26 protein-coding genes are annotated in these 24,390 nt (G+C 60.5%); 9 read left to right on the forward strand and 17 right to left on the reverse strand.

Features of this window, described 5'->3' with window-relative positions; all coding sequences use genetic code 11:
* Window positions 1-25 precede the first annotated feature (25 nt).
* Window positions 26-1,153 (reverse strand): cytochrome c oxidase subunit II, encoded by a 1,128-nt coding sequence (gene coxB, locus LOY31_RS00415; protein WP_085606416.1) that lies wholly within the window; start codon window positions 1,151-1,153, stop codon window positions 26-28.
* 369 nt (window positions 1,154-1,522) lie between these two features.
* Here coxB and LOY31_RS00420 point away from each other — a divergent pair, with 369 nt between their 5' ends.
* Entirely contained in the window at window positions 1,523-2,155 is a 633-nt protein-coding gene (locus LOY31_RS00420) for a hypothetical protein (RefSeq protein ID WP_007953981.1), read from the forward strand.
* Between the two features lie 51 nt (window positions 2,156-2,206).
* Here the strand turns inward: LOY31_RS00420 and LOY31_RS00425 are convergent, their stop codons facing one another.
* The 3 genes from LOY31_RS00425 to LOY31_RS00435 form a co-directional block, all read right to left on the reverse strand.
* Window positions 2,207-3,733 (reverse strand): SulP family inorganic anion transporter, encoded by a 1,527-nt coding sequence (locus tag LOY31_RS00425; protein ID WP_221534964.1) that lies wholly within the window; start codon window positions 3,731-3,733, stop codon window positions 2,207-2,209.
* A gap of 90 nt (window positions 3,734-3,823) precedes the next feature.
* Entirely contained in the window at window positions 3,824-4,555 is a 732-nt protein-coding gene (locus LOY31_RS00430) for a carbonic anhydrase (protein ID WP_007953979.1), read from the reverse strand.
* Window positions 4,556-4,793: 238 nt separating this feature from the next.
* Window positions 4,794-5,852, reverse strand: coding sequence for a PA0069 family radical SAM protein (locus LOY31_RS00435; RefSeq protein ID WP_007953978.1), 1,059 nt, complete (start codon window positions 5,850-5,852; stop codon window positions 4,794-4,796).
* 233 nt (window positions 5,853-6,085) lie between these two features.
* On the opposite strand from LOY31_RS00435, the gene LOY31_RS00440 reads away from it, so the two are divergent.
* On the forward strand, window positions 6,086-6,388 hold the full coding sequence (locus LOY31_RS00440) for a hypothetical protein (protein ID WP_007953977.1): 303 nt from the start codon (window positions 6,086-6,088) through the stop codon (window positions 6,386-6,388).
* 52 nt (window positions 6,389-6,440) lie between these two features.
* On the opposite strand, the gene LOY31_RS00445 is transcribed toward LOY31_RS00440, so the two are convergent.
* Genes LOY31_RS00445 through LOY31_RS00455 form a run of 3 tightly spaced genes read right to left on the reverse strand, consistent with a single transcriptional unit; the run spans window position 6,441 to window position 10,288 of the window.
* Complete coding sequence (locus tag LOY31_RS00445; protein ID WP_221535697.1) at window positions 6,441-7,742, reverse strand: cytochrome c; 1,302 nt, start codon at window positions 7,740-7,742, stop codon at window positions 6,441-6,443.
* A 12-nt stretch (window positions 7,743-7,754) separates the two neighbouring features.
* Window positions 7,755-9,539 carry a GMC family oxidoreductase gene (locus LOY31_RS00450; RefSeq protein ID WP_007953975.1) on the reverse strand — a complete coding sequence of 595 codons (1,785 nt, stop codon included), beginning with the start codon at window positions 9,537-9,539 and terminating at the stop codon, window positions 7,755-7,757.
* A 2-nt stretch (window positions 9,540-9,541) separates the two neighbouring features.
* Window positions 9,542-10,288 carry a gluconate 2-dehydrogenase subunit 3 family protein gene (locus LOY31_RS00455; protein WP_085606424.1) on the reverse strand — a complete coding sequence of 249 codons (747 nt, stop codon included), beginning with the start codon at window positions 10,286-10,288 and terminating at the stop codon, window positions 9,542-9,544.
* A gap of 297 nt (window positions 10,289-10,585) precedes the next feature.
* Here LOY31_RS00455 and LOY31_RS00460 point away from each other — a divergent pair, with 297 nt between their 5' ends.
* Window positions 10,586-11,230: a dual specificity protein phosphatase family protein gene (locus tag LOY31_RS00460; RefSeq protein WP_221535698.1), complete on the forward strand. Its 645-nt coding sequence runs from the start codon at window positions 10,586-10,588 to the stop codon at window positions 11,228-11,230.
* Here the strand turns inward: LOY31_RS00460 and LOY31_RS00465 are convergent.
* The 3 genes from LOY31_RS00465 to prlC form a co-directional block, all read right to left on the reverse strand.
* Window positions 11,217-13,259, reverse strand: coding sequence for a M3 family metallopeptidase (locus LOY31_RS00465; protein ID WP_221535699.1), 2,043 nt, complete (start codon window positions 13,257-13,259; stop codon window positions 11,217-11,219). The two genes, LOY31_RS00460 and LOY31_RS00465, sit on opposite strands and share 14 nt — an antisense overlap.
* A 112-nt stretch (window positions 13,260-13,371) precedes the next feature.
* Window positions 13,372-13,662: a YheV family putative zinc ribbon protein gene (locus LOY31_RS00470; protein ID WP_007953955.1), complete on the reverse strand. Its 291-nt coding sequence runs from the start codon at window positions 13,660-13,662 to the stop codon at window positions 13,372-13,374.
* A complete protein-coding gene (gene prlC, locus LOY31_RS00475) occupies window positions 13,659-15,737 on the reverse strand; it encodes an oligopeptidase A (protein WP_221535700.1) in 2,079 nt (692 codons plus the stop codon). The genes LOY31_RS00470 and prlC overlap by 4 nt, the downstream gene beginning before the upstream one ends.
* Window positions 15,738-15,799: 62 nt before the next feature.
* Between prlC and LOY31_RS00480 the strand changes: the two genes are divergently transcribed.
* Both LOY31_RS00480 and LOY31_RS00485 read left to right on the forward strand, forming a co-directional pair.
* A complete protein-coding gene (locus tag LOY31_RS00480) occupies window positions 15,800-16,345 on the forward strand; it encodes a gamma carbonic anhydrase family protein (RefSeq protein ID WP_085606429.1) in 546 nt (181 codons plus the stop codon).
* A 28-nt stretch (window positions 16,346-16,373) separates the two neighbouring features.
* Complete coding sequence (locus LOY31_RS00485) at window positions 16,374-17,024, forward strand: HAD family hydrolase (protein WP_258712700.1); 651 nt, start codon at window positions 16,374-16,376, stop codon at window positions 17,022-17,024.
* 93 nt (window positions 17,025-17,117) lie between these two features.
* Here the strand turns inward: LOY31_RS00485 and LOY31_RS00490 are convergent, their stop codons facing one another.
* Window positions 17,118-18,035: a transposase gene (locus LOY31_RS00490; RefSeq protein ID WP_085609292.1), complete on the reverse strand. Its 918-nt coding sequence runs from the start codon at window positions 18,033-18,035 to the stop codon at window positions 17,118-17,120.
* Between the two features lie 243 nt (window positions 18,036-18,278).
* Complete coding sequence (locus LOY31_RS00495) at window positions 18,279-19,361, reverse strand: aminopeptidase (protein ID WP_221535702.1); 1,083 nt, start codon at window positions 19,359-19,361, stop codon at window positions 18,279-18,281.
* 58 nt (window positions 19,362-19,419) lie between these two features.
* Between LOY31_RS00495 and LOY31_RS00500 the strand changes: the two genes are divergently transcribed.
* Together LOY31_RS00500 and LOY31_RS00505 are read left to right on the forward strand one after the other, a co-directional pair.
* The gene (locus LOY31_RS00500) at window positions 19,420-19,842 is read left to right on the forward strand and encodes a hypothetical protein (RefSeq protein WP_085606435.1); all 423 of its coding nucleotides are present in this window, start codon (window positions 19,420-19,422) and stop codon (window positions 19,840-19,842) included.
* A 40-nt stretch (window positions 19,843-19,882) separates the two neighbouring features.
* A complete protein-coding gene (locus tag LOY31_RS00505; protein WP_007953944.1) occupies window positions 19,883-20,302 on the forward strand; it encodes a hypothetical protein in 420 nt (139 codons plus the stop codon).
* 6 nt (window positions 20,303-20,308) lie between these two features.
* Here the strand turns inward: LOY31_RS00505 and LOY31_RS00510 are convergent, their stop codons facing one another.
* Both LOY31_RS00510 and LOY31_RS00515 read right to left on the reverse strand, forming a co-directional pair.
* Window positions 20,309-20,548, reverse strand: coding sequence for a DUF1161 domain-containing protein (locus tag LOY31_RS00510; protein WP_221535703.1), 240 nt, complete (start codon window positions 20,546-20,548; stop codon window positions 20,309-20,311).
* A 102-nt stretch (window positions 20,549-20,650) separates the two neighbouring features.
* Window positions 20,651-21,082 carry an OsmC family protein gene (locus LOY31_RS00515; protein ID WP_007953923.1) on the reverse strand — a complete coding sequence of 144 codons (432 nt, stop codon included), beginning with the start codon at window positions 21,080-21,082 and terminating at the stop codon, window positions 20,651-20,653.
* Window positions 21,083-21,325: 243 nt separating this feature from the next.
* On the opposite strand from LOY31_RS00515, the gene LOY31_RS00520 reads away from it, so the two are divergent.
* A complete protein-coding gene (locus tag LOY31_RS00520) occupies window positions 21,326-22,327 on the forward strand; it encodes an LLM class flavin-dependent oxidoreductase (protein WP_065260633.1) in 1,002 nt (333 codons plus the stop codon).
* Between the two features lie 61 nt (window positions 22,328-22,388).
* Here LOY31_RS00520 and LOY31_RS00525 read toward each other — a convergent pair whose 3' ends face one another.
* Together LOY31_RS00525 and LOY31_RS00530 are read right to left on the reverse strand one after the other, a co-directional pair.
* On the reverse strand, window positions 22,389-22,613 hold the full coding sequence (locus LOY31_RS00525) for a DUF1161 domain-containing protein (protein ID WP_085748065.1): 225 nt from the start codon (window positions 22,611-22,613) through the stop codon (window positions 22,389-22,391).
* Between the two features lie 128 nt (window positions 22,614-22,741).
* On the reverse strand, window positions 22,742-22,957 hold the full coding sequence (locus LOY31_RS00530) for a dodecin (protein WP_007953919.1): 216 nt from the start codon (window positions 22,955-22,957) through the stop codon (window positions 22,742-22,744).
* 156 nt (window positions 22,958-23,113) lie between these two features.
* Between LOY31_RS00530 and LOY31_RS00535 the strand changes: the two genes are divergently transcribed.
* Window positions 23,114-23,440: a YqjD family protein gene (locus tag LOY31_RS00535; RefSeq protein WP_221535704.1), complete on the forward strand. Its 327-nt coding sequence runs from the start codon at window positions 23,114-23,116 to the stop codon at window positions 23,438-23,440.
* On the opposite strand, the gene LOY31_RS00540 is transcribed toward LOY31_RS00535, so the two are convergent.
* On the reverse strand, window positions 23,413-24,330 hold the full coding sequence (locus LOY31_RS00540) for a LysR family transcriptional regulator (protein ID WP_085748066.1): 918 nt from the start codon (window positions 24,328-24,330) through the stop codon (window positions 23,413-23,415). The genes LOY31_RS00535 and LOY31_RS00540 overlap by 28 nt on opposite strands.
* Between the last annotated feature and the right edge of the window lie 60 nt (window positions 24,331-24,390).

A 24,390-nucleotide genomic window follows, 5' to 3' on the forward strand; every position in this document is an offset into this window, starting at 1 on the left:
TTCACGAAGTACGCAATAGACCGGCTCATTTGCTTTCCGCCTGTTTCAGCTCCAGCACTTCTTTTGGCGTGACCATGTCGCCCTTGTTGTTGCCCCAGGCGTTACGTTCGTAGGTCACGACCGCTGCGATATCGACTTCCGACAGCTGCTTGCCGAACGCCGCCATGGCGGTGCCGGGCTTGCCGTGGAAGACAATGCTCAGATGCGCGTCTTTCGGGCCGGTGGCGATTTTCGAGCCCTTGAGGGCCGGGAACATAGGCGGCAGGCCCTGGCCTTCAGCCTGGTGACAGGCGACGCAGGTGGTGTGGTAGATCTTGTCGCCACGCTCCTTGAGTTCGTCGAGGGTCCATTCCTTGCTGGTCAGCTCCTTGAGCTGCAACGCTTCGGCCTTGCGCTCGGCGAGCCATTTTTCGTAGTCGGCCTTCTCCTTGACGTCGACCACGATCGGCATGAAGCCGTGGTCCTTGCCGCACAGTTCGGCGCACTGGCCACGGTAGAGGCCGGGCTTGTCGATGCGGGTCCAGGCTTCGTTGACGAACCCGGGAATCGCATCGCGCTTGACCGCGAAGGCCGGCACCCACCAGGAGTGGATGACGTCGGCGGAGGTCACGAGGAAGCGCACCTTGGCCCCGGTCGGCAGCACCAGCGGCTTGTCGACCTCGAGCAGGTAATGCTCGCCCTTGGCTTCCTTGTTGTGGATCTGCTCGGCGGGCGTGGCCAGGTTGCTGAAGAACTCGACGTCCTGGCCCAGGTATTTGTAGTGCCACTTCCACTGATAACCGGTGATCTGGATATCGATATCCGGCTCACTGGTGTCGTACATCTTGATCAGGGTCGCGGTCGCCGGAACGGCCATCGCCACCAGGATCAGCAGCGGGACGACGGTCCAGAGAATTTCGACGGTGGTGCTTTCGTGGAATTTTGCGGCGACCTGCCCGGTAGAACGGCGGTGCACCATCATCGACCAGAACATGGCGCCGAAGACGATGATCCCGATCACCACACAGATCCAGAAAATGGTCATGTGCAGGTCGAATACTGCGTGACTGATTTCAGTCGCTCCAGGCGCCATATTCACAGTCCAGGCAGCGTGCGCCGGGCTGAAAATCGACCACAACAGGAGGCCCATCCAGACGTGTGGATGTCGCATCATTGCGGGTTCCCCTTATCGTTCTTGTTATCCCGCCGGCTTTCGCCTGCGGCAAGGGATCGGCTGCATCAGACTACGAACTTGAATCGCCGGGCCTTGCTGCGGGTGCAGTCGGGCGTCATCAGCTAACTCCATTCACTGGCGAGTATAGACAGCGGCTGAAAAATGCAATGTGCGGACGTAAATCGAATGAAACAGCTGGCACTTGCGTTCCAGGGCACGAATGGAGATGGATGCAGACGAGTGGTGGCAAACCGATATAACGCCGTTGCATCAAGGATGAAATAATTATGACAAATGCGTCTTAGCATTTTTCGTAAGCCAGCTAAGTTATGTCTTCCCTATTTCATTGCCTTGTTTCCTGGAGTTTTCATGAACACCGCCGCATTGCGCGAGCAGATCCACATAGCCCGACAACACGAGATTGAAACCGGAAAGCTGACCCGTCAGCTGGAAGCCCAACTGCAACACCTGCACCCGGCCATCCAGTTGCCGGAAACCGACGCCAACGGCGTGCTGACGCGATTTGTCGCCGCCTACATCGACGAAGTGCCAGACCTGCTGGATGCAGCCAATGAAGTCGCCAGGGAAGCGGGAATCGAGTCGCAGATCAAACCGGTGCTGAAAATCGCCGAGCAATACTTTATCCAGCCGCCCGTGGGCCTGGACAGTCTGCTGGACGAGGCCTATCTGGCGCACCGTTTTGTCGAAGAGGTCAACGACCTGTACATCAAGCATTTCGGCCAGCCACTGATCCCCTTGGACATGACGGTCGCCAATCTGATTGCTCACCAGTTGATCGGTGAGGAATTTGCCAACCAACTCGACGAAGTGGTGCATCACGCGGTGGACAGCATGCTCGACGACGACAGCTTTGCGCTGGAGTCGGTGGAAGCCTACCGCGAGAAACTCAGCAGCCCGGACACCGGTGCGGCGTGGAAACGCTGGCCGTGCATGAGCCGCCGTTTGGGCGTGGGCCTGGAGCTGGATCAGCCTGCGGCTTGATCTCGGCGCAAACGATTGGGGGAACAGATTGCTCTGTTCCCCCAAGTGTTTTCAGCCCGCCGCTCCGATCCCGGTGGTGGTGCGGATCCGCCCTTCGAGCCGCCGTTTCAACCCGCGCGACTCGATCAACAGTTTCGCCCCCTTGGCCGCATTCGCCCGGCCCCACTCTTCGAGCAGTTCCAGACACGAATGGTCGATGTAGCTCAGATTGTTGAGCGGCACATGCACCGTGGTGCCCGGCGGAATGCTGCCCAGCACCTGCGTCAGTGCCGGCACTTTGAGGAACGTTGCCGCGCCCACCAGACGCAACTCCATTTCCCCGTCCTGCGGCAGATCGATCAGGCTGATTTTCAGGCGTGAAGCCTTGAACGCCAGCTTCACCAGGGTCAGGCCGAAACCGATCAGCACACCAGTCAGCAGGTCGGTGAAGATGATCGCCAGCGCCGTGGCGGCGTAGGTGAACATCGGCATCCGGCCATAACGCCCCAGACCACGGAACGCCTTGAGATCCACCAGTTTGAAACCGGTGTAGACCAGAACGCCCGCCAGACTCGCCACCGGAATGCTCTGCAACACGCTCGACAGCAACAGCACGAACGCCAGCAGCCACAGGCCATGGAAAATCGTCGAGTAGCGTGTGGTGGCACCGGCCTGGACGTTGGCCGAACTGCGCACGATCACCCCGGTCATCGGCAGCGCGCCGACCAGACCGCAGAGCATGTTGCCGACGCCTTGCGCCGACAGCTCACGGTCGAAGTCCGAACGCGGGCCGCTGTGCATGCGATCCACCGCGGCGGCGGACAGCAGGGTTTCGGCGCTGGCGATGAAGGCCACAGCGAACGCGGCGATCAGCAGCGTCGGGTCGGCCAGGCTGAGCAGATCCGCCGGTTTCAGCCAGTCGATGGCTTCGGCCAGATTCTCTGGCACTTCAACCCGTTTCACTTGCAGCGCCAACAACAGGCTGGCGCCGGTTGCCAGTCCGACCCCGAGCAGCGCGCCCGGAATGAAGCGCAGCGAATGCGGGCGGAATTTCTCCCACAGCCACATCACGGCGATGGTTGCGAGCCCGAGCAACCCGGCCTGCCAGCCAACGGACGGCAACGCCTGCGCCACCGCGCCGGGGAATGCCGTGAGGTTGTCGAGGCCGGAGGGCTTCGGCGCGGCATCCAGCATCACATGCACCTGTGACAGCACGATCAGCACGCCGATCCCCGCCAGCATGCCGTATACCACTGCTGGCGCCGTGACCCGGAACCAACAACCGAGCTTCAGCCGTCCGGCCACCAGTTGCAGGAAACCGGCGAGCAGCAGGATCGGTCCGAGCATTTCGATGCCGTGCTGGCGCACCAGCTCGAACACCAGCACCGCCAGACCCGCCGCCGGCCCGCTGACCTGTAACGGCGAACCCGCCAGCCAGCCCACCACCAGACCGCCGATAATCCCGGTGATCAGGCCTTTGGCCGGCGGCAGCCCTGACGCAATGGCAATGCCCATGCACAGCGGCAGGGCGACCAGAAACACAACCACTGAAGCGAGCAGCTCCCGTGGCAACACAGCTTTCAATTGAGCCGCACGCATGGCGATACTCCCGAAGTTTTCTTCAGGCGTGGCGAGGCCTGGCCGCTGAAACAGCGGCCGGCGTCAAACCACACAGATTTTTAGGAGGATTTAGAAGCGCGCTTTGGGCGTCGCCACCGGGATCGGATGGCTGCCGTCGAGCGGCAGGAAGCAACCCTGATCCGCGTCGTAAGCTTTGATTTCGCTGGTTTCGATGTTGTAGACCCAGCCATGGATGAACAGATGACCGTTCGCCATGCGCGAGGCTACCGAAGGATGGGTACGCAAGTGCTGCAGTTGGGCGATGACGTTCTCCTCGGTGAGGATCGGCATGCTTTCTTTTTCGTTGGCGCAGTTGCAGTTGTCCTGCACCATGGTTTTCGCGACTTCGGCGTGGCGTAGCCAGGCTTTGACCGTCGGCATTTTTTCCAGGCTGTCCGGGTTGAGCACCGCACGCATGGCGCCGCAATCGGAGTGGCCGCAGATGATGATGTGCTGCACGCCAAGGGCCAGAACCGCGTATTCGATGGCGGTGGAAACGCCACCGTTCATCTGGCCATAGGGTGGCACCACGTTGCCGACGTTACGGGTCACGAACAGATCGCCGGGGGAGCTCTGGGTGATCAGTTCGGGCACGATGCGCGAGTCGGCGCAGGTGATGAACATGGCCCGTGGCGACTGGGCCGTGGCGAGTTTCTTGAAGAGTTCTTCCTGCTGCGGAAAGACCTCATGATGAAAATGCAAAAAGCCGTCAACGATATGCTTCAACGCTGCATCGGCGGATTCCGCCACAGGGGCGGCTTGCGCCGACGCAGCCAACGGCTGTTTATCCTTGTCACTCATGATTCATCCTCATTGGCGGATTCGGGGAGTCGTTCCCGTGTATTCCGGTGTGAAGCCAGTGGCTGTTTAGAACATCCGGGTCATCCCGACCCGTCAGTCACTCGATGAACAAGGTAACCGCCGAAACTTAACTCAAACTGAATCAAGCGCTCTAGAACGTGTGTTCCAGGTCACAAAAAACGTGACCGGCGTAAACCGGGCCAAGCATTCCTTCCTCTCAACCATAGGCCAATTGTCCCTAAATCAGCGCCATCTGGCGACCCGGCGGACAGAAGGCCGTGCAATCGAGATTGAAGCCTTCGCGGTGATTGAGCCCCAGGCGCTTCAGCGCTTTGGCGAAGCGTTGGGCGAGCAGGTCGGCAAATGGCCCCTCGCCGCGCATCCGGGCACCGAAACGGCTGTCGTAGAGCTCGCCGCCACGGCTCTGGCGGATCAGGCTCAGCACATGCGCCGCGCGCTGCGGGTAGTGCGCTTCAAGCCATTCCTCGAACAGCGGCGCCACTTCCAGCGGCAGGCGCAGCATCATGTAGGCCGCGCTCTGGGCGCCGGCGGCGTGGGCTTCGGTCAGCAGGCTTTCGATCTCGCTGTCGTTGATCATCGGGATCATCGGCGAACACAGCACACCGACCGGAATCCCCGCCTCGCGCATCACCCGAATCGCCCGCAACCGGGCCTTGGGCGCGGCGGCGCGGGGTTCGAGGATGCGTTTGAGTTCGTCGTCCAGGGTGGTCAGGCTGATCATCACCGCCACCAGCCGTTGCTGCGCCAGTTCGGTGAGCAGGTCGAGGTCGCGCAGGATCAGCGAGCCCTTGGTGACAATGGTCACCGGATGCCGGTAGCGCAGCAGCACTTCGAGGGTCTGGCGGGTGATCCGGTGTTCGCGTTCGATCGGCTGATAGGGATCGGTATTGGAGCCGAGGTTGATCGGAGCGCATTGATAGCCTTTTTTCCCCAGCTGTTCTTCCAGCACCTGCGCGGCATTGGTTTTGGCGATCAGTTTGGTTTCGAAATCCAGCCCCGGCGACATGTCCCAATAGGCGTGGCTGGGCCGTGCGTAGCAATAAATGCAGCCATGCTCGCAGCCGCGATAGGGATTGATCGAACGGTCGAACGGCAGGTCCGGTGAAGTGTTGCGGGTGATGATGGTCTTCGCGGTCTCGAAGCTGACTTCGGTGCCCTGGGTCAAAGGCACTTCCTGAAACCAGCCGTCATCCTCCGCCACCGAACGACTCGGCGCGAAGCGGTTGTGCGGGTTGGTCGCGGTGCCGCGACCGCGCGGGGGCAAGGGGCTGGTCATCACGGATTTCCTTTATCTGTACATTCATACAGTATCCGCAAGGTGGCGGATGTTCCACTACCGTTCAGCCGTCCATCAATAAATCGCGCGGTTAGTTGTAAGTTTGTTTAGAGATAAAGTTGCAGTTGTGCAAATTGAAGAAACATAAGTTGGCTGTTCGTTTACTGTTCAGGTTCGTAATATCCACTCCGCTTCACAACACTTGATCATATAAAAGACAAAAGGATTTGATGATGTCGTTTTTTAATTCGCGCGGTATTTTTCTGCAACTGATGCAGCCCGGCCCATCGGAGCCCAATACACTGGTTTCCATGCAACTGGCGCGCAAGGAACTGGGCTGGGATGCCGAGGCGGGCGTGCAGACCGAAATGCTGGTTGATCCGATTTTTGTCACCGCGACTTCCCGGGATGGCGGCCATACCTTCAGCATCGGCCGTCTGGAGCACGATGTGGATCGTGACGGTGAAATCGGTGAGCAGGATCGAGCCAAACTGGTTGCCCTGGCCAAAGCCTATGCCAGTATTACCAATCCGTAACAGCGATTGAATCAATAACCCTGCATGATTAATCATGCAGGGGTTATGGCGCTTAGTTGTGGCTGGTTACTTGTCCAAGATCGCCGGCTGATGTTGTAGTCATATCGTCGGTACGTAACTTGGAAACATCTTTCGCGGTGACAGGGGATGCCTTGTTACCCCAACTTCCACGAATAAAGCTCACGACATCTGCCACTTCCTGATCCGACAGACGCCAGGCGAAGCCCGGCATGGTGAAGGTGGACGGCGCCGTGTGCGTTGCAGGCAGGGTGCCGCCCTTGAGCACGATGTGGATCAGCGAGGTCGGGTCGTCCGATTGCAGCACCGGATTACCTGCCAGCGCCGGGAACACTCGGGTGTAGCCGTGGCCGTCGGTGCGGTGGCACGCCGCGCAGTTGTCGATGTACACCGAGGCGCCGCGCTGACTGTCGTCACCGTTCCACAAGGCCTTGGCGGCTTTCTCATCGTACTGGTGCGGCTGGTCGGCAGGATCATTGGCCGGCAGCGATTTCAGGTAACGGGCAATCGCGGTCAGGTCGGCGTCGGTCATGTACTGCATGCTGTGGGTGACCACGTCGCTCATGCCGCCGAACACCGCACTGCGGTCGCTGCGACCGGTCTTGAGAAACTGCACCAGTTGCTCTTCGCTCCAGCTGCCGAGACCGTCCTTATGGTCGCCGCGCAGGCTCTTGGCGATCCAGCCTTCCAGCGGCGCACTGCCTGACAGAAAACTGCTGCCTTCGGCCGCGCTCAGGGATTTTTCCTGCATGGTCAGGGCCCGTGGCGTATGGCAGGCGCCGCAATGTCCGAGGCCTTCCACCAGATACGCCCCACGGCTGACGACGGCATCGTCCGACGCCGGTTTGTAGTCCTCGACCTTCGGCGCGAACAGCCAGCGCCAGCCCATCAGCGGCCAGCGCATGCTCAATGGCCAAGGGATGTCGCTGGCCTTGTTCTCCTGCGCCACCGGTTCCACGCCGTGCATGAAGTAGGCGTAAAGCGCCTGCATGTCGGTTTCGCTGACGCGGGCGTAGGACGGGTACGGCATCGCCGGGTACAAGGTACTGCCGTTTTTGGCCACGCCATGGCGCACGGCCTGGTCGAAATCCTCGAAACTGTAGTCACCGACGCCGGTTTTATCCGGGGTGATGTTGGTCGAGTAGATCGTGCCGATCGGGGTTTCCATCGGCAGGCCACCGGCGAACGGCTTGCCGTCCTTGGCCGTGTGGCAGGCCACGCAGTCGCCGGCACGGGCGAGGTATTCGCCTTGTTTGATCAAGGATTGATCAACTTCGGCGCCATGAACGGCAGTGCTGCCGAGCAGGGCCAGGGTCGCGATAACGAGAGTCTTCATGGTCATCGCTCCTTAAGCCTGAACCAGCGGGCCGGGGTTTTTCAGGTATTGCTCGCGGATCGCTTTCGCCGACCAGTAGGTCAGCGCGGCAACCAGCCCGGTCGGGTTGTAACCCAGGCCTTGCGGGAACGCCGAGGCGCCCGGAACGAACACGTTGTGCACGTCCCAGCTCTGCAGGTAACGGTTCAGCGCGCTGGTCTTCGGATCGGTGCCCATGATCGCGCCACCGTTGAGGTGGGTGGTCTGGTACGACGCAGTGTTGAAGTGGTCGCCGACTTTCTTGCCGATCACGGCGATGGCTTTCGGGCCCATGGCCTCGGCGATCTTGCCCATTTTCTCGACCATGAAGCGGTTCATCTTGATGTCGTTTTCCTGCCAGTCGAACGTCATCCGCAGTAGCGGCATGCCGTAGGCATCGCGGTACACCGGGTCCAGATCGAGGTAGTTGCCACGGTAGGACTGATGCGCGCCGTGGGCATCCATCGACACCTGGTGGGTGTAGTAATCGGCGGTCGCGCGTTTCCACGCACTGCCCCAGGCCGGAGTGCCCGGCGGGTTGGAGGTACCGGCGATCGGTCGGCTGCCGGCCTGGTTGACCCACATCGGCGAGCCACCGACGAAGCCATGCGGCCCGTGATCGAAGTTGTCGGCGTTGAAGTCATCCACCGCCACACCGTTGCCGCCGGCGCCGATGAAGTTGTTGGTGTGGGTGTCCTTGTCGAAGAACGCCTTGATGGTGGCCATGTTCTGGTAGGCGAAGTTGCGCCCGACTACACCTTCGCCACTGACCGGATCGTACGGTTTGCCGATGCCGGAGAGCAGCATCAGGCGCACGTTGTGCAACTGGAATGCGCCGAGGATCACCAGATCCGCCGGTTGCTCGATCTCGCGGCCCTGGCCGTCGATGTAGGTGACGCCGGTGGCCTTGGTTTTCGTGCTGTCGAGGTTGACCCGCAGCACATGAGCGTTAGGCCGCAGTTCGAAATTCGGCAGCGGTTTCAGCGCCGGCAGAATGTTCACGTTCGGCGAGGCCTTGGAATACATGTAGCAAACGTAGCCGCTGCAGAAACCGCAGAAGTTGCACGGGCCCATCTGCGCGCCGTAGGGGTTGGTGTACGGCCCTGAAGTATTCGCGGAAGGCAGGTTGTAGGGTTTGTAGCCAACCTCCGTAGCCGCTTTGCCGAACAGCTGTGCGGAAACCGTGTTCTTCTGCGCTTCCAGCGGGAACGGGTTCGAGCGATCCGGTGCGTACGGGTTGCCACCCTTGCCCTGACCGACCAGTTGGCCTTTTACGGTCCAGGCCTGGCCGGAGGTGCCGAAGACTTTTTCGGCGAAATCGAAGAACGGTTCCAGCTCTTCATAGCTGACGCCGAAGTCCTGGATGGTCATGTCCTTGGGGATGAAGCTTTTGCCGTAACGCTCTTCGTAGTGGCTGCGCATGCGCAACTCGATCGGGTCGACCCGAAAGTGCACGCCCGACCAGTGCAAACCGGCGCCGCCCACGCCATTGCCCGGCAGGAACGCGCCCAGCTGGCGGTTCGGCAGGGCGATGTCGTTGACGCTGTGACGGATGGTGACGGTTTCCTTGGAAACGTCCTGGAAGAGTTTTTTCCGCACGCTGTAGGTGAGTTCGTCGATCACCTGGGGATAGTTGCCGTCCGGGTAGGTGTCCTGCATCGGTCCGCGTTCCAGCGCCAGCACGTTGAGTCCCGCTTCGGTCAGCTCCTTGGCCATGATCGCGCCTGTCCAGCCGAAACCGACGATCACTGCGTCGACCTTCTTCATTACCGTTGCCATGCTCACGCCCTCTCGCCGCGAATCGAAACTGCCGGGAAGGGGTACTGCTCGTTGCGTTCCACCCAATCCATGAAATCGGCGCGGGCGCCGGGGAAGCCGATCATGGTCCAGCCGACCATGCCTTTATTGCCGCCGTGGATCGGGTCGCAGAAGAACCCTTCCTTGGTGTTTTGCAGCAGCAGACTGAAGAAAATCTTCGCCGGAACCGCGTCGAATTGCGGTTTTCCGGCTTCAAGCTGCTTGAGCAGATCGTCTCGGGTAGCGCTGTCTTGCTCGGCAAATGTTTTACCGTTGATGGATTTTGCCCACTGATCCGTGGCGGCGATGCCGAGGCGATAGATCTCTTTTGGCACCAGTTTGCTCTGCCAGCCCATCTCCGGCGCGGCGTCGGCATTGAACGGGCCCTGCATGTACCAAAGGGCACCGGCGGCGTACGGGGTATTCATCTGACGGTCGATGTATTCCGGCACGCCAGCTTCGAGTGCACCTGGACCCTGCGAATCGTTGGGGATCAACTGCGCGACGGCGGCATTGATGAATGCCCACTCTTCGGCGGTGAAGTAGCTCGGCTGATAAGTGCTGGCTTCAACGGCAGCCGATTTTGCCGGGGCTGTGGCAGGCGCGCTTTCAGGCGCTGCTTGCAGCACCGTGCTGCCGAGACCGCTACCGGCGAGGGTGACGACCGGAATAAGGGTCAGGGATTTGCGCAAAAACTCACGCCGCGGGTTGTCTCGATCTTCATCAGACATGGGGATGCACCTCATCAGGCATTGATGGTTGTCAGCCGTTTCTGCGAACGGCTCAAGAATTTTCTGGCTGCGACGTGGCCGGAATGACCGGGAGAAGGGGGACGCGTCTGCAACATGATGTGACAAATGGTAGCAGGCTAAGCAACCGGATGAACCGATTCAGCCAAAAAAAGACCGCTTTTCGACCAAGGGAACCGATGTCTTCACGATTCTTTTACAAGCGCCTCACAGGGATTTGACTGCGAGGCTCGCAAGCTGCGGTCCTCACTGACGAAACCCACACGGTCACCGTAAAGCATGTTCCTGACGCGTTTTTCCTCCGCATTCTGTTTGTCGCTGTTTGCGCTGTTCAGCTGGATTCCCGCTCAGGCCGCGGAAACTACGGCTTCCCGTCCCGTCGAGTGGGCGCAACCGGTAGAAGTGCAATACAACCTCTTCCAGATGTCGCCCACGCTGTACCGCAGCGCGCTCCCGGATGACGGCGCGGTGCCGTTGCTGAACAACCTGAAGGTGGCCACGGTCATCAACTTCCTGCCGGAAGCGGATTCCAGCTGGCTGAAAGCCCCCGGTATCCATCAGGTGCAATTGCCCTATCGCACCAATCACGTGGACGACAGTGATGTGCTCAAGACCCTGCGTGCCATCCAGTCCGCCGAAGCCGATGGCCCGGTGTTGATGCACTGCAAGCACGGCTCCGATCGCACCGGCCTGATGGCGGCTATGTACCGAATCGTCGTGCAGGGCTGGAGCAAGGAAGACGCCCTGAACGAAATGACCCAGGGCGGCTTTGGTGAGAGTGGGCACTTCCGGGACAGCGTGCGCTACGTGATGCAGGCCGATGTCGATAAATTGCGTACCGCGCTGGCCAATGGCGATTGCAGCACCAGCGCGTTTGCCACGTGCTCGATGAAGAGCTGGTTTCAGACGGTCAATCTGAAGTAACTCGTCCGGTCTTTCCGTCAACGAGGCCGGCGACCGGCCGGCCGACGAACGCTTCCACCGCGTCCAGCAACGGACGCCCGGCACCCGGCGCAAAGAACGTGGCGCGAAACTCACGGCCGGTTTGCGTGTTGAACACCCAGTCCCGGCTGAAGCGCTTGAACGCTTCCTGAGCGAGCACGCCCGACCAGACGTAGGCGTAAACCGAAGCGTCGTACTGGGTCACCATGTAATCGAATCCATTGGCGAACCGGTGATCGTCCGGCAGTTGCAGAGGACCCAGGCTGCGCTGGACATCGTTGCAAACCTCCTCGACCGAGCGCCCATCGCCGTGGGTCAGGTGCAGCTCGAAATCGATCATCGCCCCCATCAGCAACAAGGCCTGTTGCCGGCTGGAATGGGACTGAGTAGCTGACAGTGCCGCGTCGACCCGTGCGGCGCTCAAGCGTTCGCCGGTCCGAAAATGCGCGCCGAGCCACAACACAAACTCCCGCGACAAACACCACTGCTCGAACAACTGCCCGGAAAACTCCGCCGCTTCATGGCCCAGTTGCAGGATGCCGGACAGGCTGTGATGGGGCGAGCGCGTCAGCACGTGCTGGAGGCAATGGCCAAACTCATGAAACAGCACCCGCAGATCGTCGATTTCGAGCCGGCACGGATGGGTATCGGTGGCCGGTGTGAAATTGCTGTAAAGCAGGGCAATCGGCAGCGCCGGGCGGCCTTCGGCGTTGATCCGGCGATTGCGCAGCGTGGAGGTGCCGGCGAAGTCCACCGCGTTGTCGCGGTGAAACGGGTCGAGGTAGATATAGCCGATGACCTGCTCGTGCTCGCTGATTTCCAGCAGGCGCACATCGTCATGCCAGTGGCCGCCACCGGATCGCTCGACGATGCGGATCCCGAACATCCGTTCGCAGAACAGAAAGAGCCTGCGCAGGGTGCCTTCGAGCGGGAAGTAATCCCGCAGGTTTTCCAGCGCACCGGGAAACTGCTGCTGGCGCCATTGTTCGGCGAGGAAATCTTCGTCCCATGGCTGGACCCGGTCGATTCCGCATTGCGGCGCAAAGGCCGCCAGTTGTTTTGCATCCTGCGCGAGGGCAGGTGTCAGCTGCGCCGCCTGACGCTGGAGAAAGCGACTGACCCATGCGGTCGTCCCGGCGCTGTTTTTGACCAGGCTCAGTTGCGCGGCGTTTTCATGGCCGAGCAAACGGGCTTTCTGCTGGCGCAGGGCGAGCAGTTTCTTCAGCACCGGGCCGTTATCGAAGCGGCCGGCCAGTGGGCCCCGACCGGAGGCGCGGGTCATGTAGGCAACGTAGCATTCCTCTCGCAAGGCACGGTTCTCGGCGTACTTGAGGATGTGCTGGCAGGTGTTCTGGTCCAGCCGGATCAGCCAGCCGTCATGGCCGGCCTCGCGTGCGGCGCGCGCCAGACGATCCTTCATCGCTGGCGACAAGCCCGCGAGCAGCGCAATATCGTCAATACGTTTGCTCCACGCCTCGGTCCAGCGCTCGAGGTTGTCCAGAAACACGTACTCCAGCCCGCCGATCTCGCGGTTCAACCGCGCCAGTTCCTGTTGCTGTTCAGCAGGAAGCTCGATGCCCGACTGCTTGAATCGGCGCAGAATCCGCGACAGTGCAATGTTGCGCGACTCATCGAAACTGCCGGCGATCGAACTCTGCGCCAAACGCTGGTAAGCCTCGTACAACGGGCGATTTCGGGCTTTTTCGGAGCGATACTGATTGATCGCCAGATGCGCCTTGGCGCTTTCCACGAGCCAGGTGGCATCGTCGGATCTGACCATCGACAACGTTTCGAGAATCGAGCGGAGTTCACCGAGGCGCGCGTCGGCCTCGTCGATGCTCAGCACCAGATCATCCCAGCCGGGATGTTCGGTCTGACTGGCGATCACCTGGGCGATGACTCGCTGGTTGTCGGCAATGATGCCGTTGACGGCCGGCAGCAGGTGCTCGGCTCGAATCGCTGGCCACGGTGGCAGCGTCCAGTGTTGCAGGAGGGGATTGGTGTCGGGCATGGCAGCTTCCTTCGAGGCGTGGCACAAAGGGCCAGCCTACGAAGCAAGTGCGGGGGACAGGTGTTAAGCCAATACCACCTTCCACCGACGAATCGGGGAAGGTGGTTCTGGATCAGTGCTGCTCGTCGGGCTTTTTCTTCAGCTTCGGATTCGGGAAGAATTGCACCGCCTGAACCGTTTTGTCCGGTGCCGGCTTGAGCGCGCTGGTGTTGACCCTCGTGCCCAGTTCTTTCGGTACCGAAAGCCCTTGGGCATTCAGCGTATCGCTGTAGCCGCACGCCACGCATTCGCGGTGCGGGACATCGTCCTCGCTCCACATCATCAGTTTGTCCGGCTCGCTGCACGCCGGGCAGACCGCCCCGGCGATAAAGCGTTTTTTGGTCTTCACGGGTGCCTCACTCATGCTGCCGCGTCCTCACTCAGGCCGCTGTGGCGCAAGAGTGCGTCAATCGACGGCTCACGGCCACGGAAGTCGACGAACAGCACCATCGGTTCCTGCGAGCCGCCACGGGCCAGGATTGCCTCGCGGAAGGCGCGACCGGTGTCGGCATTCAGCACGCCGTCTTCTTCGAACTTCGAGAAGGCATCTGCCGACAGTACTTCCGCCCACTTGTAGCTGTAGTAACCCGCCGCGTAACCGCCGGCGAAGATGTGCGCGAAGCTGTTCGGGAAGCGGTTGTAGGCCGGAGGACGCATTACCGAGACTTCGTTGCGCACGCCTTCGAGCACCTGCGCAACGCTGCGGCCGTCACCGTGGGTGGCGTGCAGTTCGAAGTCGAACAGCGAGAACTCCAGTTGACGCACCATCATCAGGCCGGACTGGAAGTTCTTCGCTGCGAGCATTTTTTCCAGCAGATCCTGCGGCAGCGGCTCGCCGGTTTCGTAGTGGCCGGAAATCAGCGCGAGGCCTTCCGGCTCCCAGCACCAGTTTTCCATGAACTGGCTCGGTAGCTCGACCGCGTCCCACGCCACGCCGTTGATGCCCGATACGCCGGCATGCTCGACGCGAGTCAGCAGGTGATGCAGGCCATGGCCGAATTCGTGGAACAGGGTGGTCACTTCATCGTGGGTCAGCAGCGCAGGCTTGCCGCTGTCGGCCGGGGTGAAGTTGCACACCAGGTTGGCCACCGGGCTTTGCAGTACGCCGTCGACGGTGCGACGACGGTCGCGGGCGCCATCCATCCAGGCACCGCCGCGCTTGTTGGCGCGGGCGTAGAGATCGAAGAAGAAGCGGCCGACGTGCTGGCCGTTTTCCTTGATCTCGAACAGGCGAACATCCGGGTGCCAAGTGTCGAAACCTTTCAGTTCGGCGATTTCGATGCCGTACAAGCGCTGAACGATGGCGAACAGGCCGCCCAGCACTTTGTCGATCGGGAAGTAGGCGCGCAGGGTTTCCTGGGCGACGCTGTAGCGTTGTTCACGGAGTTTTTCACCGTAGAAACCGCTGTCCCAGCTTTGCAGATCGGCGCAGCCCTGTTCGGCGGCGTAAGCCTTGAGCTGTTGCAGATCCTGGGCGGCGAACGGTTTGCTGCGCTTGGCCAGATCACGCAGGAAGCTCAGCACCTGATCGCTGGACTCGGCCATTTTGGTCGCCAGGCTCAGTTCGGAGAAGCTGGAGAAACCGAGCAGTTTGGCCAGTTCCTGACGCAGGTCGAGGATTTCGCCCATCACCGGGCCGTTGTCGTTCTGGCCGGCGTTCGGGCCTTGATCCGACGCACGGGTGCAGTAGGCGGCGTAGACTTCTTCACGCAGCGCACGGTCCTGGGCGTAGGTCATCACCGCGTAGTAGCTCGGGAATTCCAGGGTGATCAGCCAGCCATCGAGGCCTTTGGCCTGTGCGGCGGCAGCCATTTGTGCCTTGGCCGAATCGGTCAGGCCGGCGAGGGCGGCTTCGTCGGTCAGGTGTTTGGTCCAGGCCTGAGTGGCGTCGAGCAACTGGTTGGAGAAGCGGCTGCCCAGCTCGGACAGTTTGCTCTGCACTTCGGCGTAGCGTTTCTGTTCGGCTTCCGGCAGATCGATACCCGACAGGCGGAAATCGCGCAGGGCATGTTCCAGGATGGTTTTTTGCGCCACGTCGAAACCGGCGGCTTCCGGGCTGTTGGCCAGGGCTTCATAAGCCTGGAACAGCTCGCGGTTCTGGCCCATTTCGGTGGAATAGGCGCTCAATGCCGGCAGGCACGACTCGTAGGCTTCACGCAGTTCGGCGCTGTTGCACACGGCATTGAGGTGGCTGACCGGACTCCAGGCTGCGCCCAGGCGATCATTGAGTTCGTCCATCGCCAGCACCAGCCCGGCCCAGGTCGGGTTCTGGCCCTGGGTCTTGAGGATTTCGGCAATGGCGGCGCGGTTGTCGGCCAGGATGGTTTCGATGGCCGGCTGCACGTGTTCGGCACGGATCGCGGAGAACGGCGGCAGGTCGTAGGACTGCAGAAGAGGGTTGTTCACGCTCACGGTTGGCACCTTGGCTGGAAGAAACATGCGCCCATCTTAATTACAATCGACACCCACCGCAGCTATCGGCGACAGAGAGAGAACTAATCGTGTCCCTTCGCAAGTACCAGAATCACACCCCACGCTTGAGCCAAGGCGCTTTTGTCGACGGCTCCGCGGTGGTGATCGGCGACGTCGAAATCGGCGAAGACAGCTCCGTGTGGCCGCTGACCGTGATCCGCGGCGACATGCACCACATCCGCATCGGCGCGCGCACCAGCGTGCAGGATGGCTGCGTGTTGCACATCACCCACGCCGGCCCGTTCAATCCCGATGGCTTCCCGCTGCTGATCGGCGATGACGTGACCATCGCCCACAAGGTCATGCTGCATGGCTGCACTGTGGGCAGCCGCGTGTTGATCGGCATGGGCAGCATCGTCATGGACGGCGCGGTGGTCGAGGACGATGTGATCATCGGCGCCGGCAGCCTGGTGCCACCGGGCAAGCGTCTGGAAAGCGGTTTTCTGTACGTGGGCAGCCCGGTGAAGCAGGTTCGCCGGCTGACCGACAAGGAAAACGCCTTTTTCACCTACAGCGCGGCGAACTACGTGAAGCTCAAGGACCTGCATCTGGCCGAAGGCTACGACCAGCTCTGACTTTTCTCTCTATTGCCCGGGATTTTTCATGCATTACCAGACCGTTCTATTCGACCTCGACGGCACTCTCACCGACCCGCGTGAGGGCATCACCCGTTCCATCCAGTTCGCCTTGAGCAAACTCGGCATCGATGAGCCGGACCTGACCAGACTGGAACACTTCATCGGCCCGCCGCTGTTGCAGGCGTTCATGCAGTTTTATGGTTTTGATGAAGCGAAAGCCTGGGAGGCGGTGAATTTCTATCGCGAGCGCTTCAAGGTCACCGGCCTGTACGAGAATCGGGTGTTCGAGGGCGTCACGCCGTTGCTGGAAACCCTGAGCGGCCAGGGCCGCCAGCTGTATGTCGCGACGTCGAAGCCGTGGGTGTTCGCCCGTGAAATCGCCCGGCACTTCGATTTCGCCAGACACTTCAAGGTAATCTACGGCAGCGAACTGGACGGCACCCGCACCAACAAGGTCGAGCTGATTGCCCACTTGATGGCCGAGGAAGGGCTGGATCCGGCCAATACGTTGATGATCGGTGACCGCAAGCATGACCTGATCGGTGCTCGCAGCAACGGGCTGGATGCGGCGGCCGTGGGTTACGGTTTTGGCAGCCATGAAGAGCTGAGCGCGGAAGCGCCGGCGTATCACTTCGAGACGCTGGCGGAGTTGCATCAGGCGTTTTTGCAGCGCTGATCAGATAGCCTTCGCGAGCAAGCCCGCTCCCACATTGGGTCTGTGTTCAACACAAAAACAATGTGGGAGCAACTGTCTTAACCCTGCCATTCGTCACCGCCATTCGGTGCCGTCACGCAGCATGGCATTTAGTCTGATCAGTAGTATCCGCATGCAGGCGATGAGCGCGACTTTCGCGCTCTTGCCTCTTTCTCGTAGCGCCTCATAGCGGGCCTTGAAGTCAGCGTGATAACGGATCACGACCCAGCACGACATGTAAAGGGCACGTCTGACGCGGGATCTTCCTCCGTAAATCTGGCGTTTGCCGCTGTGATTGCCACTGTCGTCATTGTAGGGAGCGATTCCTGCCAGAGCCGCGATTTCTCTGCGATCAAGCTCGCCGAGTTCAGGCAGGTAAACCAGCAAGCTGGCGGTCGCCACAGTGCCGATGCCTTTAACTGAAGTGAGCCGGTCGGCTTTTTCAGCATCCAGCTCTCGCATGCTTTGATTAATGGCTTTACCGAACTGTTTGATCTGGAGTTGCAGATAGCGAATATGGTCTTTGATCGCCTCGATAACCGCTGGCAACTGGGCCTGCTGCAGCCGGCGCTTGTTGTCGTCTCGCTGTTGGACGAAATGCTCGCGCAACTGAATGAGTTCACGCAACGCTTCACGGCCAGGCGAAATTGGCTTTTCGCGAGACGCATGCAAAGCCTCGGCAAAATCGGCAAGAACAGCGGCGTCGATGGGATCCGTCTTGGCATTCTTGCCCATTGCTACGGCAAAGGCTCTGGCCCGGCGAGGGTTGATCCTGAGCACATTGAAGCCCGCCTCTTGTAAGGCCGCCACGACCTTTCGCTCGTATCCTCCCGTGGCCTCCAGCAATACTCGGCCAACCGTGTAGTGGCTTAAACGCGATGTCAGCTCAACAAAGCCTTCAAGCGTATTTGTAATCTCGAACCCCACTTTCTGAGGCTGAATCCAAACAACGAGGTTGGATTTGGAGATATCGATACCGACCCAGGAAATCATGGCAAAACCCTCTTACACTCAAAAGTGAGAGTGCTCTGGCTTTGCCCACGCTTGTGATTCGAGTGGCGCTCGTCCAACTGTTCGGGCTTATGGGCCAGAGTAGAAAGGTGAATGGCAGCTTTGCTCCCACTCGTGCTTAAAGCACCGCGGACTCACAGCTTGCCATTCACCCCTCTCACCCCAGAGTCTATTCCCTTACCTAGACACAAGCGGGCTTGCTCGCGAAGAGGCCCTTTCAGCCACTCAGACTTTCGAATCTACCAACGCTTTCAGTGCCGCTTTGCGCTCAGTTACTGGCAACTCACCCAACCTCTCCACCTCCGCATAAAACCTCAGCCAATCCCCTTCGACCTGCCTGAACAACGCCGAAAACGCCGGCACCCACTGGTCATACAGCCCGAACGGCAACAGCCGTGCGTTGTTCAACGGCGCATTGACCCAGGCGTCATAGCGTTTGTCGCCGGCCCACTGGCCATCGCGCATCGCTCGATAGTCGTGTCGAAACCGTTCGAACTCCGCCGCCTTGCGCTCGCGCATCTGCGCCGTCGCCCATGGTTGTGCATAGAGTTTTTCAAGCCGTGAGCGGGTATCGAGGATCAACTGAATGAATTGATCCCGTTGCTTCAGCTTCGAGTCGTTTTCCGGGGGCAAGTTACGAAACGCTCGCCACTGCCGCGTACCCTCCTGCTCGACGAAGGTCGCGAAGGACTCGTTGAACTCGGTGTCGTCCTTCACATAGAAACGCTGGTGGGCCAGCTCATGGAAGATCAGCGTCGCCAGACGCTCGTCGCCCCAGCCCATCATCGAATTGAGGATCGGGTCGTTGAACCAGCCCAGGGTCGAGTAGGCCTCGACGCCGCCGATCGACACGTCCATGCCTTGCAGACGTTGAATCGCGGCTTCACCCCGCGCCGCGCTCTGGCTGTAATAGCCGCGATAGGCCACGCAACCGGCAATCGGGAAGCAATGGTTCTGTGGGCTCAGGGAAAACTCCGGAGTGGCGAACACATTCCACACGACAAACGGCCGACCGATGTCGGCATAGAGGCGATAGCTTTGGTTGTCCGGCAGATGCAGGTGTTCGCTGGCGAAAGCCCGGGCTTTCTGGGATTGGGCCAGGTGAGCGCGCAGTCTGGCATCGCGAGCCGGGTCGGCGATCACCTTGGCCACCGGCTCCCGCGCCCGCAAAAGCTGCAGCTGACCGCTGGCCAGCTGGCTGTAATAGCTCAGGCTTGAGCAACCGTTGAGCAACAAAATCATCACACCCGGAAACAAAACCCGCAAAACGCGATCAAGTAACCCATGGCTTGGAAGCGGCCTGATCAAAATAAGAAATCCCCCCGGAAAGTCTGCCCAAGACTATCCCGCCCATTGGAGCTCCGCTATGCGCATGTTGATACTGACAGGAAGCGTGCTGACGCTGGCCGGTTGTGCCGGATTCGGAATGCCTTCCCCTGACCCCTCGCAAGCCTGGATCGATCTGGATGCCCGGCAACAGGACACGGCGTTGCAGGCGCTGGAAGTCGACAAAAAGGCTGCCGTCGATCATCGTTACTTCGAAGTGCAGCCCGGCAGTCATGAGCTGACGGTGCGTTATCAATTCCCGGTCGAAGCGACCAACATCGGCCCGGATGCCGAGCCGCTGTGGCGCGATTGTCAGTTGAACGTGAAATTCAAGGATTTCAACGCCGGTCAGCGTTATCAGTTGCAGGCGGGAAGCATCGGTTTCCGTCCGTGGGCCAAGCTCTATGACCAACAACGCAACGTGGTGGGCCAGGGCACGCCGGCGGGCTGCCAGCGAACCTGATCGGCGTTATGCTGGATGTCCGAACTCACGGACATCCATCATGCGCACGTTGATGCTGTTGTTGGCCGCAGGCGTACTCGCCGGGTGCCAGACACCGTTGCCCCCCGTCGACCCGAACATGGCCTGGGTCGAATTCTCTACGCCAACCCCCGGCGGCAAACTGCTGATGGCCGAGCGTCTCGACAACAGGCGGCTGACTGACGGACGTTTCTTCCAGGTCACCCCCGGCAGCCACGAGCTGCGGGTGCGCTTCGACTTTGAAGTGTTCGGCGGAGGCGGCAGCCTGATGACCGGCCCCGTTGAGCGGCTGTGCTATCTGACCATCCGCTACGATCATTTCGAGGCGGGCCAGCGTTACTTGCTCGAAGGCCGTTCGCTGGCGTTTACCCCGAGTGCCCGCCTGTACAACGACAAGCGGGAAATCGTTGCCGAAGACCGCGAGGTCAACTGCATCATCTAAGGCGGATCAGCGGTCGTTCTTCTGATAGATGATCTTTTTTGTGCCGTAGTCGCAGGTGCCGACAATCATGGCGATGTCGTGTTTTTCAGCCTCCTCTTTGGAGACTATCTCCAGGGTGTAGGAGGGCACGGCATTCGCCTGAATCTTGATTTCGATCTCTTGCTTGAGTTCTTCGCAGTCTTTGGGCGCTGCGAAGGCCGACGTTGCCAGCACGCCACAGATAACCGCCAAGGCAAAACGTTTCATGGTTGAAGCTCCATCGAAGCAGCGCGCACGAAGATGCGCGAAAGCTGCTGTCATTTATTCGACCACATTTTTGCCTGGCGGGTTCTGATCCGGCTCAATCCGTCAGCCAACCAGCGACGCGTCGAGACTGATCTTCGCATTCAGCACCTTGGACACCGGGCAACCTTCCTTGGCCTTGTTGCTCAGCTCTTCGAACTGCGCCTGGGTCGCTCCCGGAATTTTTGCCTTGAGGATCAGTTTCACCGCGGTGATCGCAAAGCCGCCATCCACCTGATCCAGCGTGACCTCGGCCTGGGTGTCGATGCTGTCGGCCTTGAGCCCGGCGTCACCGAGAATCATCGAAAACGCCATGGAGAAACAGCCCGCATGGGCGGCGCCGATCAGTTCTTCCGGATTGGTGCCCTTGCCGCCCTCGAAGCGTGCCTTGAAGCCGTAGGGCGCTTCACGCAGGACGCCGGTTTCGGTAGAAATCGAGCCGATGCCGGTTTTCAGGTCACCTTCCCAATGCGCGGATGCCTTCTTCACGATAGCCATGTGTGCCTCCTTCAAATCGGGCGCGAAACGCCGCGCCGTCGTGGTTTTTGCCTGCAAGGCTTCTGAGGATAGACGCCGGAACAAAGTTCAGCCCAAGTGAATCGTTGACTTTTTTAGTAGGAAATTTCGGATCGGCTATTGAAACTCGGGTATATGCCCTCATTGCACAGAATACGCTTATGAATTGGGCAGGTTTGCGTTCGCCAAGAACACACCTGCGCCCTCAATCGGAGATGCAGGTTTATGAAGCAACTGTCCGACGTAAAGTTTTCCACCCTCGATCTGGTGCCGGTGCGCGAGAACGGCAGCCCGGCGCAGTCGCTGCGCAACTCGCTGGATCTGGCGCAGCACGTCGAGAAGTTCGGCTACACCCGGTTCTGGGTTGCCGAGCACCACAACATGGACGGCATCGCCAGTTCTGCCACCTCGGTGTTGCTGGGCTATCTGGCCGGCGGCACGTCGACCATCCGGGTCGGCTCCGGTGGCGTGATGCTGCCCAACCACGCGCCGCTGGTGATTGCCGAGCAGTTCGGCACCCTTGAAAGCCTGTATCCGGGGCGGATCGACCTCGGTCTGGGTCGTGCGCCGGGTTCCGATCAGATGACCGCCCGCGCCCTGCGCCGTGAGCGCTCCGGCAGTGCCGATGACTTCCCGGAAGACGTGGCTGAGCTGGTGCGTTTCCTCGGCCCGCGCACCCCGGATCAGCGCGTGATCGCGATGCCGGGCACCGGTACCAATGTGCCGATCTGGTTGCTCGGTTCCAGTCTGTTCAGTGCGCAACTGGCCGGTGAGCGCGGTTTGCCCTACGCCTTTGCCTCGCATTTCGCACCGCGCTTCATGCATGAGGCGATCCGCGTCTACCGCAATCACTTCAAGCCATCGGCGGTGCTTGATAAACCGTACGTAATGCTCGGCGTGCCGCTGGTGGCCGCTGACACCGATGAGCAGGCCGATTACCTGGCGACCTCGGTGTACCAGCGAATCCTCGCGCTGATGCGTGGGCAAAGTCTGGTGCAGCGTCCACCGGTGAAAACCATGGACGGCCTGTGGTTGCCCCACGAGCGTGAGGCGGTGGGGGATTTCCTCGGTCTGGCGATGGTCGGCAGTCCGCAGAAAATTCGCGCGAAACTCGAAGTGCTGATCGAACAGACCCAGGCTGACGAACTGATCTTCACGTGCGACCTGTACGAACACGCCGATCGCCTGCATTCCTACGAGCTGCTGGCGCAGGTCATGAAGGGCTGAGCCCGATCGCCGCGAACAAAAAAGCCGACGCATTGCGTCGGCTTTTGTTTTTCCGGCGTGATCAGCCGCGGGTGTAGACGATCTCTTTGGCGCCGCCTTCGCAGGTGCCGACGACTTTGCCGCCACTGGCCGCACCCTTGTCGACAATCTCCAGCGAATACCCGGAAACGCCCTTGGCATCCAGCTTGGCCGCGATTTCAGCCTTCAGTTCTTCACAAGGCTTGCCGGCAGCAAACGCACCACCCGCAAGGCTCAACAAACCTACCGCCAACATGAACTTCTTCATCGGTCGCACTCCCTGGTCGGATTAAAAAAGGCAGGCATCGAGCCGTTCGCTCGATGCACTCACCTCGTAGCGCATTGCCATTCCTATGGCACTCGGCCAGCGCGCAAGTTCAGAAGCGTAGACCAAACTCAGCTGCTGGCTATCCGGAACCCGACTTTCAGGGTCACTTGAAAGTGCGCCGCCTTGCCATCCTTGATGTGGCCGCGGGTTTCGGTCACTTCAAACCATTCCAGATGCTTGATGCTCTTGTTGGCCTCGGCCAACGCATTGTTGATGGCGTCTTCGATGCTGCTGGTGGACGAACCGACCAGCTCGACTTTCTTGTAGGTGTGATGGTCACTCATGGTGTTCTCCTTGAAGTGTGCAATTGAGCCTAGCAGCGATTTGCCGTGTTGATTTCGGCGATCCGGGCGAGAGGAAGTTCAGATTTTCTGCACTTTCCAGAAACGCTGAAGTCCCAACCAACACACGCCACTCATCACCAATGCAGGAGAGCCACCATGGCCAACACCTCGTTACGCAAAGCCTCGTTGCAAAGCATGGAAGCGGAGATCGAGAGTCTGCTCAAGTCGTTGGAAAGCCTGAAGGACGACGCTTCGGACGAGTCGCGCAAGACCCTCAAGGCGCTCAAGAACAACGCTGAAAGCGCGCTGAAACACTCGCGCAGCCTGCTCAGCGATGCCTACGAAGAAGTCAAAGTCAAAACCCGCGAGACCGGAATCGCCACCCGCGATTACGCGCAGGAACATCCGTGGACGACCGCCGGTGTGGCGGTCGGTGCGCTGGGTCTGCTGGCCGCTTACTTGCTGTTCAAGCGCGGCGAGTGATCCGCCTGGCGCAGCTCGTTCCTGAGCCACTGCGCCAATTGCCGGGCGCGCCCGTCCGCGGCGCGCTTGGGTAGCCACAACGCCAGTTGCGCCGGGGTTTCGCTGAAACCCCACGGCGCGACCAGGCGTCCGGCCTTCAAGTCTTCGGTCACCAGCGGTTCCGGCGCGATCGCCACGCCCAACCCGGCGACGGCCGCTTCCAGCAAGTAATACAAATGCTCGAAACCCTGCCCCAGCTTCAACGCCTTGGCGTCGAGGCCGCTTTGTTGCGCCCAGCTCGGCCAGGCTTGCGGGCGTGAAGTCGTGTGCAGCAAGGGTTCGTCGAGCAGGGCGATTGGCGGTGCCGATTGCAGGCGCTGGTAGCCGCTGAACAGCGGGCTCATGACCGGGCCGATGCGCTCGCTGGCCAGCTCGTAAACTTGCATGTCTGCCGGCCATGGCGGTTCGGCGAACAGCAGCAATGCATCCAGCCCCGGGCGACGCGGGTCGAGATCGCCTTCACCGGCGGACAAGTGCAGACGCAAATCCGGAAGATCGGCGTTCAAGCGCCCCAATCGCGGAATGAACCAGCGCGCCAGCAAGCTACCTGAGCAACCGAGTACGAACGGCGCATCGGCGGTGCTTTGGGTCAGTTCGGCGCAAACGCTGCGCAAGCGGTCGAACGCCTCGCCGCTGGCATCGCGCAGACGGATGCCGGCATCTGTGAGTTTCAGGCCACGACCGTCCTTGACGAAAAGACTGACGCCGAGGTGCTCTTCCAGCACCTTGAGCTGGCGGCTGACCGCGCCGTGGGTGACGTGCAGTTGCTCCGCAGCCTGGCTGACACTGTTCAGGCGGGCGGTGGCTTCGAAGGCGCGCAGGGCGTTCAGCGGGGGGAGGTCATGGCTCATGATATCTGTGAGTTTTCCTGACAGGTTGTGGCGATCTTATCGGTTTTCAGTCTGGAAGGT

The sequence above is a fragment of the Pseudomonas sp. B21-021 genome, assembly GCF_024749205.1.
In the GTDB taxonomy this organism is placed as follows: domain Bacteria; phylum Pseudomonadota; class Gammaproteobacteria; order Pseudomonadales; family Pseudomonadaceae; genus Aquipseudomonas; species Aquipseudomonas paraglycinae.